This window comes from Microbacterium sp. NC79, assembly GCF_019061125.1.
GTDB lineage: Bacteria > Actinomycetota > Actinomycetes > Actinomycetales > Microbacteriaceae > Microbacterium.
On record NZ_JAHQYI010000001.1, the window covers coordinates 247,524 to 259,458 of the forward strand.

Below are 11,935 nucleotides of genomic sequence, written 5' to 3' on the forward strand. Positions count from 1 at the left end.
TCCGCGTTCTAAACTTGAGGTGTGACTGAAATCATCGTCCGGCCCGCGCGCACTGCTGATGTGAAAGGTATTCGCGATCTTCTCGAGCCGATGGTGGAGCAACGCGTTCTGCTTGGCAAGGAGCTTGTCGCCCTGTACGAGTCCGTGCAGGAGTTCGTGATCGCCGAAACGGATGGCCGTCTCATCGGATGCGGCGCCCTTCACGTGATGTGGAAGAGCCTGGGAGAGATCCGCACCCTGATGGTGCATGATGACTGGGCACGCCGCGGCATTGGGGGCCTGCTTGTGGAATCACTCGAACTCAAGGCACGTGACCTGGGGCTGAAGCGCCTCTTCTGCCTCACCTTCGAGGTTCCGTTCTTCACCCGCCACGGATTCGAGCCGATCGGCGAGAAGCAGGTCGTCAGCGACGAGGTTTACGCGCAACTCCTGCGGAGCCCGGACGCCGGTGTCGCTGAGTTCTTGGAGCTCGCGCACGTGAAGCCCAACACGCTGGGCAACACCCGCATGCTCAAGACGCTGTAGGCGTGATGCATGCCGCGCTGGGCAACATGAGAGTCTCTGCGTTATCCGCCGTGCTGAGCCGGATTTCCGCGGGTCAGCGCGTACGATTTTGATGATGTCTACTCCACGTCCACGTCGCCACTCGCCAGCGGTGTATCGCCGTCGGCGCATTGTCGTGTTCGGTGGACTGCTTGTTTTCATTCTCGCCATCGTTCTGCTGATTTGGCAGCCGTGGAGCTCGGCCACCCCGTCGCCTTCACCGACGACAAGCGGATCGCCGTCTGCCACGGCGCCGGCTGACGCCGCAGCCGCCAATGACGGAACCACGGAGGCAAACGGAACCGCGGAGACAAACGGAACAGCGGATGGTGCGCAAAGCGCAGAATCCGGCGGTGAAGGCGAAACAACCCCCGTCGAGGAACTGCCCACTGAGCAACCCGAGGCTGAAATTGTCGCCTGCGGTCCGCAGGATGTCCGCGTAGATGCCTCGACAGACAAGTCTGAATACGGCGCGGATGAACTGCCGCAGCTGACGCTTTCGCTCACGAACCTTACGGCGCGTGACTGCACGATCGATGTCGGCACCGCCGCTCAATCCTTCACGATCACGAGCGGCAATGACGTATGGTGGCGGTCGACGGACTGCCAGGCCAACCCGACGAACCAAATCGTGACGCTGGCTGCGGGGCAGACCGCCGCAAGCCAGGTTCCGCTCGTCTGGGATCGGACACGCTCCTCGGTATCAACGTGCGCCGATGAAACACGCCCGCGTGCGGGCGGTGGCGGAGCGTCGTACCACCTCACGGTGACGATCGCTTCGTTTGAATCGCAGGGCAGCGCCCAGTTCATGCTCTATTGAGACCGACGTCGTTCTACGCCTGTTCGTCGCGCCGGCCGGGGCGGGGTGGTGCATGATCCCGGTGGTGTCGTATGCGAAAGAATTGAAAAACTTCCGCACAGGTATCGTCGTTTTGCCCTATGCATCCCTCGCCGAGGGAGATAGTCTGGGGGCTGGCTCCCGACGTATCGCAGACACGGTGAGCTGCCTCTAGCAGAGTCATCACGAGCGATCCCCCAACTCTCGTGACGATATCCCGGTCTCCGGGTGAGCCATGGCCCCTTCTGAATGTTTATCCCCCGTGAACATTTTGAGGGGGCCTCCCTTTTGCTCGGTACGCTGGAACCATGGCATCGTCGCGTTCCCGTAAGAAAGAGTTCCGCTCTGAGGCCCTCGCACAGGCCCTTGAGAGGAAGGACATGGCGGCCGTCGCGCTCGCACTTCGTAACGGCAATACCGTGCTTCCGCTGATGAAGCCAGCGGCCAAAGACAACCCGCTCGATCGTGGCGATGTATGGACGTATCGCGATGCTGAGGGAAACGTCGCGCTCCTGATTTTCAGCGACGCAAAGAACAAGCCGGCAAACCTGCCACCGGGGGTTGCGCTGTACTCACCCCTCTGGCTGAAAGACTTTCTCACCCGCCACCAGGGTGTGATCACAACGGTGTTTTTTGACATCGCTGGCCCGCACCCGATGCAGGCCGACCCTGCTGACATTCTCGCCGCGCTCGACGTGTAGCCGTCGCGTCGTTTGGCCTGGCTGGGGTCTTAGAACTGCGGTCCTTGCGGTTCTGCCGCGCGGGTGCGCGTGCGGAGATCGGCGAGTGCACCGCGCAGCGTCTTTGAACGGTCATCAATGAGCATGTCGTAGCCGAGGCGCTTTCCTTCCGCGCGGCGCTGTGCCACTTGCGTCACCGGCCGGATTTCGCCTGCGAGGCTCAGCTCACCAATAGCGGCGAGGTCTGACGGAACCGCGGTGTTCAAGACGGAGCCGGCGACGGCGATCGCAATCGCAAGGTCAGCAGCCGGTTCGGTAAAGCGCACGCCGCCGACTGTGGATACGTAGACGTCAAAGCCGGAGGTGCGGATGCCTGCCCGGCGTTCCAACACGGCGAGCACCATCGCGACGCGTGCGGCGTCGACGCCGTGCACGATGCGGCGTGGCGCCGGCCCGGTGGCTGCGACGGTGAGTGCTTGCACCTCGACCGGAAGTGCCCGGCGCCCCTCCAATGCGATGGCGACACAGGTTCCGGGTTCGGGGAGTCCCCGTGACAAGAACAGCGACGATGGGTCGGTCACTTCGATGATGCCTGCGCCGCTCATTTCGAAGCAGCCCACATCGTCGGTCGGGCCGAAGCGGTTTTTCAACGCACGGATGAAGCGCAGCGACGTTTGCCTGTCGCCCTCAAACTGGCACACCACATCAACGAGGTGCTCGAGCAGACGCGGCCCAGCAACCTGACCGTCTTTTGTGACGTGACCGACGATGATGATGGGTAGCCCGCGCTCTTTCGCAACCCGCACGAGGGTGGCTGCGACTTCACGCACCTGGCTGGGGTGGCCGGCTGCCCCCTCGGAGAGAGCGGAGGCGACCGTCTGAATGGAATCGATGATGACCAGCGCGGGCTGTACTTCGTCGATGTGACCGAGGATTGTCGCCAGGTCAGTCTCGCTCGCCAGAAAAAGCTCGTCGTGCAAAGCCCCGGTGCGTTCGGCACGGAGCCGTACCTGTGCGGGTGACTCCTCGCCGCTCGCATACAACACGCGTCGCCCCGCACGCGCCGACTGTGCGGCCACCTCGAGCAGCAGCGTTGACTTGCCCACACCGGGCTCACCCGACAGCAAGATCGCAGCACCGGGAACGATGCCGCCGCCCAGCACGCGGTCAAACTCGCTCACGCCGCTCGTGCGCCGAGGGGACTCCGTTGTATCAATCTGCGTGATGGGCTTTGCAGCCCGCTCAGCCGACGGTGCGAGAGCCGTCACCTTGGGCTTCGCGATGCCCGCCTGCACACCAAACTCAACGACGGTTCCCCACTGCTGGCATTCGCCGCAGCGCCCCGCCCATTTCATGGTGGTCCACCCGCACTCGGTGCATTTGAAGGAGACCTCGGTGGTTCGTCGGCTTGCCATGATTCCAGGCTAGGCGGTGCCTCCGACATTGCGTTGCGGCCAGGCAACGTGTGATGTCGGCGGCATGTAATCGTGTGATGTCGGTGGGATGTAATACGGTCGTGCATACAGGTTCGAGAACGTGCTCAAGGAGGAGTATGACTCTCAGTGAAAGTGCAATGCGCGCAGCGATTCGCACGCTCGGTGCTTTGCCCGAGCCGATACAACGGGTGATCGCGGGCACACCGACGGTCATCGACGGCAATCAGCTCTTTACCGAAGTGCAAATGGCATTGCGGGTGTTGAATGCGCTTCCAGGCAATGCATTCGAAGACTTACCGCTACCAGAAGCACGTGAACAGATTGACGCCGAGGCACGCATCTTTGGCAGCATGATTGACGTCGATACGGTGCGCGACATGGTGGTGCCCACGCGAAGCGGTTCGGTGCCTGTCCGCGTGTACCGACACGGTGAAAACGACGCACTTCTCGGCGCTGTCACTTACTTCCACGGCGGCGGGTGGGTCGTGGGCAGCCTCGACTCCACTGACGCGGTGTGCCGTTTCATCGCGCACCACTTGCGCGTCGTCGTGATCTCGGTTGATTATCGTTTGGCTCCGGAACATCCCTATCCGGCGGCAGTGGAAGATGCGATCGACGCCTACCGCTGGGTGCGAGAGCAACCCGAATGGGGTGACGTCGTCGCTGTCGCTGGTGACAGTGCAGGCGGAAACCTCGCCGCCGTGGTCGCCAACTTGACGCGCGATGACAATCCGCCCGACGCGCAGCTGTTGTTCTTCCCGGTGACCGACCTCTCCACCGAGCACCCCTCCTACGCGAAGTTTGCCGAGGGGTACTTCCTCACTCGCAAACAAATGCACTGGTACCGCGACCACTACGTGCCCAACCCTGATCAACGAACCGACCCCGCGGTCTCCCCGCTCTTCGAAGATCTCGGTGATGGTTCCGGAATTGCTCCAGCGCACGTCGCCGTCGCAGGCTTCGATGTGCTCCGTGATGAGGGCATCGCCTATGCGAAGGCGTTGCAGGCGGCGGGAGTGCCGACGACGCTCCAGGTCGTGCCCGGCCATATTCACGCGTTCACGAACGCGACGGGTGTTGGTAAGACCGGCAAGGCAGCGTTGGGGGAGGCTGTCAAGGGTCTTGGTCATCTTCTGCAACAAGCGCGTCGTAAAAATGGGGAGGCTGAGACAATGAAACCGCTCTGACCCAGCGCGTAGAACATCAGTAGAAAGAGATCGTCATGTCTCAGCCCCAGGGCGCCCTTCTCGTCGGCTCGGTCAACTACCCCGACGCGGAAACCACCTTCCGCACCGCGGCGACCGTGCTCGGCGGTCACCTGAAGCGCATTCCGGATGGTGAGGTGGGCAAGCGGTTCCACTGGATCATGTTCCAGCCTGACGTGCTGGGCCAGGCTGACGGCATCGAACGTATCGGTGACGAGCGCATTCCGATGCCCGCTGGTCTCGACGCGCGACCACTGCGTCTCGCTGAGGGTGTCGATGCCGCATCGATCGAACTGCCCGCACTCGGCTACGCCGACGCGGCGGTCGAGTCATACGCCGAGTTCGTGCGCTTGCGTGCCGAGGGTGTGATCGCTGAGGGCGTGCGTTTCCAGGTGTCGCTGCCGACGCCCCTCGCCGTGATCAGCTCGTTCTTCTTCGGTGATGACCGCGTTGCGATTGACTCGGTCTACACCGCCGCCATCCTGCGCGAGGTCGAGCAGATTGTGGCCGCGATTCCGTCCGATGACCTGGCGATTCAGTGGGATGTGGCCAGCGAGATGGGCATCATCGAGCGCGACGCAGGCTACGGCGCAACGATGGAGGCGTGGTGGCCAGGTGACCCGTTCGACGGCCTCGTTGAGCGCCTCGCCACCCTGATCGACGCGATTCCGGCCGGCGTCGAAGCAGGTCTTCACCTTTGCTATGGCGATGTCGGCGAAACCCACTTCGTTGAGCCGACCGACACCGCAAACCTCGTGCGTTTCGCCAACGCGATCACCGCTGCCGCCCACCGTGAGCTCACCTGGGTGCACCTCCCGGTTCCGATTGAGCGCGACGATGCCGCCTACTTCGCGCCCCTCGCCGACCTTCGTCTGGGGGAGAACACCGAGCTTTACCTCGGTGTCGTGCACCGCCAGGATGGCGTTGCCGGAACCACGCGCCGCATTGACGCTGCGAAGGCTTTTGCGCCGGTCTTCGGCATTGCCACGGAGTGCGGAATCGGCCGTGCACCGGCCGATGAGACCGCGGGCCTGCTCGCAATCCACGCCGATGTGGCCTCCGCGTGGGGCGAATCGGCGTAACATCCTCGGGAAATTTTCCTGACTTCACTGCCCGGGCGCGTCGTGACACGTTTCACGGCGCGTCCGGGCTTTTTCTTTACTGCCGCGGAATGGTTCCGGAACTAAGAAATACTCGGAGCCGTCACAAATCATCTGACGAAGTTTGCAACTCAGGTAAGGCTTACCTATGTTGGAAGGGTGGCACTCGCCGCACACCCCAACTGAATGGAGTTCACTCGTGTCTGCACGCCCTTCGATCCGTCGCACCACCGTGTTCGGCGTCGCTGTCGCATCGCTTGCTCTGCTTGCTGGTTGCGCATCGACCCCGGCCGCTGCACCCGAGAAGACGGAATCGGAAGCGCCCGTCGCAACCGAGGTGACCATCACCGACAACCACGGTGAGATTACGGTTCCGGTGAACCCGAAGACGGTCGTCGCACTCGATAACACCGCCATGCAGACGCTGTCGGACTGGGGCATCACGCTCGCCGCAGCGCCCAAGGGCGTCATGGGCACCGTGTGGCCCGAGTACACCGACGACGAGAACGTGCTCGACATCGGCAACCACCGCGAGCCGAACTTTGAAAACGTCGTCGCTGCCGCGCCCGAGCTGATCATCGGTGGCCACCGCTTCGCGAGCCACTACGACGCGCTGAAGGATCTGGCGCCCACGATCGAGCTGACCCCGCGCGAGGGCGAGGAGCACATCTCCGAGCTCGTTCGTCAGACCGAACTGCTCGGCCAGATCTTCAACCACGAAGACGACGCTGCCGCGCTTGTTGAGGCGCTCGAGACCGCGGTTGCTGACGCAAAGACCAACTATGACGGCACCGCAACGGTTGCTGGACTCATCACGTCTGGCGGCAAGATCAACTACGCCGCTCCCGGCGAGGGTCGCGGCGTCGGCTCGCTGTTCGCAACCCTCGGCCTGGTTCCGGCGATCGACGCAGAAGGCTCGACCGACCACACCGGTGACGAAATCTCGGTGGAAGCGATCGCTGCTGCCAGCCCCGAATGGCTGATCGTTCTTGATCGCGATGGTGCCTTCCAGGAGGACGGCTACATCGCAGCGAAGGAGCTCATCGAGGGCTCGGAGGCGCTGAAGAACGTTCCGGCCGTGCAGAAGGGCCAGATCGTCTACCTCGACGCCAACTTCTACCTCACCGAGGGTATCCAGGCGTACACCGACCTGTACGCCGCGGTTGCGGAGGCTTTCGCTGACGCGAAGTAATTCCACGATGCTGGCCGGGCAGCTCTCTCTGCCCGGCCAGCGTCTCGGTCTGTCATGAGCACAACACGTACCCCCACTCCGACGCGCCTGCGCCTGCCTTCGTGGCTGCCGTTGACGCTCGGAGTTGTTGGCGTTGCGGGCCTCGCGTGGCTTTCGCTGAACATCGGCGCGTATGACCTCGCGCAAGACGAGTTTGGTCAGGAACTGTTCTTCATCACGCGCGTGCCTCGTACGCTCTCGCTGATTCTCGCCGCCTGCGCAATGAGCGTCGCGGGCCTCATGATGCAGTTGCTGACGCAAAACCGGTTTGTCGAGCCGACAACGATCGGAACCACCGAGTGGGCATCGCTCGGACTGCTCATCGTGACGATCATTGCGCCGCAAATCGGGATTCCCGGGCGCATGTTCGTCGCAAGCATCTTCGCCTTTATCGGCACCATGATTTTCCTCGCGGTGCTGCGCCGCATCAGCCTGCGGTCATCGCTCATTGTTCCGCTCGTCGGCATGATGTTGGGCGCCGTGATTTCCGCGCTCACCGCCTACATTGCGGCATCCACCAACCTGCTGCAAATGCTCGGCACGTGGTTTATGGGCTCGTTTAGCGCCGTGGTGCGTGGCCGGTACGAGTCGCTGTGGATCGTCGCGATCGTTGTCGTGATCGTGTGGATCGCCGCCGACCGGTTCACGGTTGCCGGCCTCGGCAAGGACGTCGCAACGTCGGTCGGGCTCTCGTATGAGCGCATCGTTTTCATCGGAACCGCGTTGGTTGCGATCGCGTCGGGCGTCACCACCGTCGTCGTCGGCTTCCTGCCCTTCCTCGGCCTCGTGGTTCCGAATCTCGTGTCGATGGTGCGTGGCGACAACCTGCGCTCCAACATTGCGTGGGTGTGCATCACCGGGTCGGCGCTGATTCTGGTGTGCGACATCATTGGGCGCTTGATTCGTTTTCCGTTCGACATTCCGGTGTCGATGATTTTGGGCATGGTCGGCGCGGTCGCGTTCATCGCCATGCTGTTGAGGATGCGTCGCCGTGGCTGAGGTTCAGGTGGCTGGTCGCGCGCGGCGTGTGATGGATGCCGAAACGCGGCGGTGGGCGAAGCGGATCACCGCGCTCGCCGTGGTTGCCGTCATCACCGTCGTGCTGGTGCTGACATGGAACATCACGGTGGAACCATTCAGCGCGGGCTTCTACAAGATCGTGGAGATGCGTCTGGCGACGGTCGTGACGATCATCCTGGTCGCGTGCTGTCAGGCGGTCGCCGTTGTGCTGTTTCACACCGCAACAGGCAATCGCATTCTCACGCCGTCAATCATGGGTTTTGAGTCGCTTTATGTGGTGATTCAGACGGCGATGGTGTTCTTCTTTGGCGTCGAGACGCTAAATGCCACCGACGGCGTCGGCAAGGTGCTCGTGCAGAGCGCCATCATGGTGGCGTTTGCGACCGTGCTGTACGGCTGGCTTTTTGGCGGCAAGTTCGGCAACCTGCACATCACACTCCTCGTGGGACTCGTGCTCGGAACCGCCTTCGGAACGCTCTCTGCTTTCATGCAGCGCATGCTGGTTCCGGCCGATTTCGACATTCTCTCTGCGCGCCTTTTCGGCAGCATCGCGAACTCTAACCCGGAGTATCTTCCGGTCGGTTTCACGGTGCTCGCAGCCGCGCTGTTTTTCGTGTTTGGCAAGCGGCACCGCCTCGACGTGCTGGCGCTCGGGCGTGAGACGTCGATCAACCTCGGGCTGTCGTACAAGCGCGAGGTGCTCACGACGCTCATTCTGGTGGCGGTACTGATCTCGATTTCGACGTCGCTGGTGGGGCCGATGACGTTCTTCGGATTCATCGTCGCGACGCTGGCGTATCAGCTTGCCGGTTCGCAGCAGCACAGGCACGTGATTCCGTTCGCGATGCTGCTGGGCGTGGTCACGCTGCTCGGGTCGTACTTTGTACTGCACCACATTTTCCGAGCTGCGGGGCTGGTCACGGTCATCATCGAGTTTGTTGGCGGCATCCTGTTCGTCATTCTTCTGTTGCGAAAGGGATCGCTGTGATTCGCTTCACCGACGTCGCCAAGTCGTACGGAGACCAGCAGGTGCTGGGTCCCGTCACGCTCGATATTCCGGCGGGCGGTGTCACCGCACTCGTCGGACCGAATGGAGCAGGCAAGTCCACCCTGCTGACGATCGCTGGCCGCCTCGGCGACGCGAGTCGTGGTTCCGTGACCGTTGGCGGTCTCGATGTGGCGAAGACGCCGAGCAAGAAGCTCGCGACCGTGCTGTCGATTTTGCGGCAGGAGAACCACTTCATCACGCGGCTGACCGTGCGACAGCTGGTCGGGTTTGGGCGGTTTCCGTATTCACAGGGCCGGCTGACGGCGGCCGACAACGTGGCGATCGACCAGGCGCTGTCGTTCTTAAACCTGGAGGATCTGCAGGACAGGTTCGTTGACGAGCTGTCGGGTGGCCAGCGTCAGCGCGCGTACGTCGCGATGGTGCTCGCGCAAGACACCGAGTACGTGTTGCTTGACGAGCCGCTGAACAACCTCGATATGAAGCACGCGGTCGCGATGATGGGGCAGCTGCGTCGCGCCGCCGATGAGCTTGGTAAGACCGTGATCATCGTGCTGCACGACATTAACTTCGCTGCCGCCTACGCCGACCGCATCGTTGCGCTCGCCGGGGGAGAAGTCACGCACGTTGGTACGCCCAATGAGATCATGCGCCCCGAGGTGCTGGAAGAGATCTTCGGAACCCCGATGCAGGTTTTGCGCGACGGCGACTACCCCGTGGCTGTCTACTTCCGGTAGGCGGCGGGTTGAGGCGTTGGGGCGTTGGGGCGTTGGGGCGTTGGGGCGTTGGGGTGTTTCGGGTGTTCGGGTGTCCGGGTGTTCGGGTGTTCGGCGGTTTGTGAGCGGGCGTAGCGCGACGAAACGGCTGTCGCGACGCGCCCGGGGTGCGGCGCGCGGGGGCTCAGTTTTGAGTGAGGGCTTGAGTGTCGTAAGCTAGTGCGCGGTGACGTGTCCGAGCGGCCGAAGGTGCAACACTCGAAATGTTGTGTAGGTTCACCCCTACCGTGGGTTCAAATCCCACCGTCACCGCCACTGAAAACCCCCGGTAAAACGGGGGTTTTCGCTTTTCCTGGGATGCGCGTGGTGCAGATTTGGTGCACATTTCAGCGGTGATCCACCCAAGTAGAGAAGACAAAGTGACTTCCATTGAGATGCGCAGACTTGCGCAGAGCGATCGCCGAGGCTTTATCACGCGTCTCCAGGAGGCGTTCCAGGTAGGCGCGGCAGCCTATGAGCACGGCCAATCTCAATCGTCGATCCGCGGGGAACAGGATGAGCCCGTAATCTCCGAGGGGGAGGTTGCCCAATCGATGGATCACGCCGGCGCCGACGCCTGGGAGGTTCTGGACGGAGGCCGTGTTGTTGGAGGTGCAGTCGTCGTCGTTGACGGCCAAGGTGACCGTGCCTCTCTGGACCTGCTGTTCATCGACGTGGGCGAACATGGGCGCGGCATTGGCGTGAGGGTCTGGAATGCGATCGAGGCCAAATACCCCGACGTTGAGGTATGGAGAACGATGACGCCGTGCGAGGACGTACGGAACATCCACTTTTATGTGAACAAGTGTGGGTTTCGAGTCGTCGAATTCTTCCATCCCGGCCACCCTGACCCGCATCAGCCTTCGGGGCCAGAGGAGGGTGCGATGTGAAGACCATTGTGACCGGTGCCGGCGAGATGTACCTGGCGCGGACAGTGATCCTGAGCGGATGCTCGAGAACGTTGCGTGTGTCCCCGTGAGTCAGGTGCTGGAAGGCACCGAAGCTTGTGCTGAGGTCATCATCCCGGGTTCAGAACTCACCATGTGGAAGACCTCTGAGGTCTCCGCTGAGCCACTTGTAGCGGGCGATCACGTTGACTACACGCTGTGGTTTGAGAACACCAGCGAAGTCGCTGCAACCGTCACCGCCACCGACTTCCTCGGTTACGTTACTGATGACGCAGAGATTATTGAAGCCCCTGCGGCTGGCCTCGGTGACTTGGATGTCACCGTCGACGGTGAATGGATCTCGATCAATGGCGAAGTACCTGCCGGCGAGCTCTACTCGGTCACCTATCGAGTTCAGGTCAAGGCGGCAGTTGACCGCGGCGACGATCTTCTCGTGAATCACCTGATCCCGAGAGACACCGATACACCGCCTGCACCTCCAGCGCCGGGGGACGTGTGTGAAGACGAGGCTCCGTACGTTACCTGTGACCCAGTCACTGAGGTACCTGACGAGCCTGTTGTGCCGAACGAGCCTGTCGTGCCGAACGAGCCGAACGAGTCGAACGAGTCGAAGCTCGCCACCACCGGTAGCGACAGCTCACTTGCTGCGCTGCTGATCGGATCGGTACTCCTCCTCGGTGGAGGCGCGGCCGCACTCGTTGCCACGAACCGCCGAAAGATCAAACAGTAATACAGCGGCTGACCCGGGCGGGTATCCCTCGTCAGTGTCAGTGTTGTAACGCATAACCGAAACTGCTCGCTCGTAGATCACCAATCTGCAAGCGGGCAGTTTCTGCGTATGTAGGGGTGGACATTTTTAATCGCACTGAGTCCAAGGAAGACCCATGCACAGTGATAACCAGAACTATGCACGACTCCTGCTCGAAATAATAGAGAAGACCTTCCCTTAAACGGATAACGCCAGAACCCCCAGGGCCTCATCGGCCTCGGGGGTTTCTGTTTCTTTATGCGTTCCTCAGGATGCTTCGCGGGTGATGATGTCTCCTGGCTCGCAGTCGAGTGCTTCACAGATCGCGTCTAGCGTCGTGAACCGAATGGCTTTGGCGTGATTGTTCTTCAGGAGGGACAGATTCACTGTCGCAACCCCTACTCTTCGAGACAGCTCCACGAGGGTCATCCCCCGCTTTTCTAGCATCTCATCGAGTCGGAGCCG

General features: G+C 61.9%; 13 protein-coding genes and 1 tRNA gene. 12 read left to right on the forward strand and 2 right to left on the reverse strand.

Features of this window, described 5'->3' with window-relative positions:
• The first annotated feature begins 21 nt into the window (after positions 1-21).
• The 3 genes from KTJ77_RS01095 to KTJ77_RS01105 all read left to right on the forward strand — a co-directional run bounded on the left by KTJ77_RS01095 (position 22) and on the right by KTJ77_RS01105 (position 2,082).
• Positions 22-525 carry an amino-acid N-acetyltransferase gene (locus KTJ77_RS01095; protein ID WP_217336684.1) on the forward strand — a complete coding sequence of 168 codons (504 nt, stop codon included), beginning with the start codon at positions 22-24 and terminating at the stop codon, positions 523-525.
• A gap of 94 nt (positions 526-619) precedes the next feature.
• Positions 620-1,363 (forward strand): type II secretion system protein M, encoded by a 744-nt coding sequence (locus tag KTJ77_RS01100; protein WP_254367329.1) that lies wholly within the window; start codon positions 620-622, stop codon positions 1,361-1,363.
• 326 nt (positions 1,364-1,689) lie between these two features.
• Entirely contained in the window at positions 1,690-2,082 is a 393-nt protein-coding gene (locus tag KTJ77_RS01105) for a dehydrogenase (protein ID WP_217336686.1), read from the forward strand.
• Between the two features lie 29 nt (positions 2,083-2,111).
• Here KTJ77_RS01105 and radA read toward each other — a convergent pair whose 3' ends face one another.
• On the reverse strand, positions 2,112-3,476 hold the full coding sequence (radA, locus tag KTJ77_RS01110) for a DNA repair protein RadA (protein WP_217336687.1): 1,365 nt from the start codon (positions 3,474-3,476) through the stop codon (positions 2,112-2,114).
• A 137-nt stretch (positions 3,477-3,613) separates the two neighbouring features.
• On the opposite strand from radA, the gene KTJ77_RS01115 reads away from it, so the two are divergent.
• From KTJ77_RS01115 to KTJ77_RS01155, 9 genes are all read left to right on the forward strand, one after another.
• Entirely contained in the window at positions 3,614-4,684 is a 1,071-nt protein-coding gene (locus tag KTJ77_RS01115) for an alpha/beta hydrolase (protein WP_217336688.1), read from the forward strand.
• 35 nt (positions 4,685-4,719) lie between these two features.
• Entirely contained in the window at positions 4,720-5,784 is a 1,065-nt protein-coding gene (locus tag KTJ77_RS01120; RefSeq protein ID WP_217336689.1) for a hypothetical protein, read from the forward strand.
• A 217-nt stretch (positions 5,785-6,001) separates the two neighbouring features.
• A complete protein-coding gene (locus KTJ77_RS01125) occupies positions 6,002-6,994 on the forward strand; it encodes a siderophore ABC transporter substrate-binding protein (RefSeq protein WP_367948789.1) in 993 nt (330 codons plus the stop codon).
• A 54-nt stretch (positions 6,995-7,048) separates the two neighbouring features.
• Entirely contained in the window at positions 7,049-8,032 is a 984-nt protein-coding gene (locus KTJ77_RS01130; RefSeq protein ID WP_217336691.1) for an ABC transporter permease, read from the forward strand.
• Positions 8,025-9,041 (forward strand): iron chelate uptake ABC transporter family permease subunit, encoded by a 1,017-nt coding sequence (locus KTJ77_RS01135; RefSeq protein WP_367948790.1) that lies wholly within the window; start codon positions 8,025-8,027, stop codon positions 9,039-9,041. Before KTJ77_RS01130 ends, KTJ77_RS01135 begins: the two co-directional genes overlap by 8 nt.
• Complete coding sequence (locus KTJ77_RS01140; protein WP_217336692.1) at positions 9,038-9,796, forward strand: ATP-binding cassette domain-containing protein; 759 nt, start codon at positions 9,038-9,040, stop codon at positions 9,794-9,796. Before KTJ77_RS01135 ends, KTJ77_RS01140 begins: the two co-directional genes overlap by 4 nt.
• Before the next feature lie 204 nt (positions 9,797-10,000).
• Positions 10,001-10,090, forward strand: a tRNA-Ser gene (locus tag KTJ77_RS01145).
• Between the two features lie 278 nt (positions 10,091-10,368).
• Positions 10,369-10,704 (forward strand): GNAT family N-acetyltransferase, encoded by a 336-nt coding sequence (locus KTJ77_RS13640; protein WP_367948889.1) that lies wholly within the window; start codon positions 10,369-10,371, stop codon positions 10,702-10,704.
• A gap of 58 nt (positions 10,705-10,762) precedes the next feature.
• On the forward strand, positions 10,763-11,452 hold the full coding sequence (locus KTJ77_RS01155; protein WP_217336694.1) for an LPXTG cell wall anchor domain-containing protein: 690 nt from the start codon (positions 10,763-10,765) through the stop codon (positions 11,450-11,452).
• 285 nt (positions 11,453-11,737) lie between these two features.
• On the opposite strand, the gene KTJ77_RS01160 is transcribed toward KTJ77_RS01155, so the two are convergent.
• A complete protein-coding gene (locus KTJ77_RS01160) occupies positions 11,738-11,917 on the reverse strand; it encodes a helix-turn-helix transcriptional regulator (protein WP_217338277.1) in 180 nt (59 codons plus the stop codon).
• Positions 11,918-11,935: the final 18 nt, after the last annotated feature.

What these genes read in the sequence shown, in the direction of transcription:
- KTJ77_RS01100 (WP_254367329.1), top strand. Translation starts at nt 620, where the DNA reads ATGTCTACTCCACGTCCACGTCGCCACTCGCCAGCGGTGTATCGCCGT.
- KTJ77_RS01155 (WP_217336694.1), top strand. Translation starts at nt 10,763, where the DNA reads ATGCTCGAGAACGTTGCGTGTGTCCCCGTGAGTCAGGTGCTGGAAGGC.
- KTJ77_RS13640 (WP_367948889.1), top strand. Translation starts at nt 10,369, where the DNA reads ATGGATCACGCCGGCGCCGACGCCTGGGAGGTTCTGGACGGAGGCCGT.
- KTJ77_RS01105 (WP_217336686.1), top strand. Translation starts at nt 1,690, where the DNA reads ATGGCATCGTCGCGTTCCCGTAAGAAAGAGTTCCGCTCTGAGGCCCTC.
- KTJ77_RS01130 (WP_217336691.1), top strand. Translation starts at nt 7,049, where the DNA reads ATGAGCACAACACGTACCCCCACTCCGACGCGCCTGCGCCTGCCTTCG.
- KTJ77_RS01160 (WP_217338277.1), bottom strand. Translation starts at nt 11,917, where the DNA reads ATGCTAGAAAAGCGGGGGATGACCCTCGTGGAGCTGTCTCGAAGAGTA.
- KTJ77_RS01115 (WP_217336688.1), top strand. Translation starts at nt 3,614, where the DNA reads ATGACTCTCAGTGAAAGTGCAATGCGCGCAGCGATTCGCACGCTCGGT.
- KTJ77_RS01120 (WP_217336689.1), top strand. Translation starts at nt 4,720, where the DNA reads ATGTCTCAGCCCCAGGGCGCCCTTCTCGTCGGCTCGGTCAACTACCCC.
- radA (WP_217336687.1), bottom strand. Translation starts at nt 3,476, where the DNA reads ATGGCAAGCCGACGAACCACCGAGGTCTCCTTCAAATGCACCGAGTGC.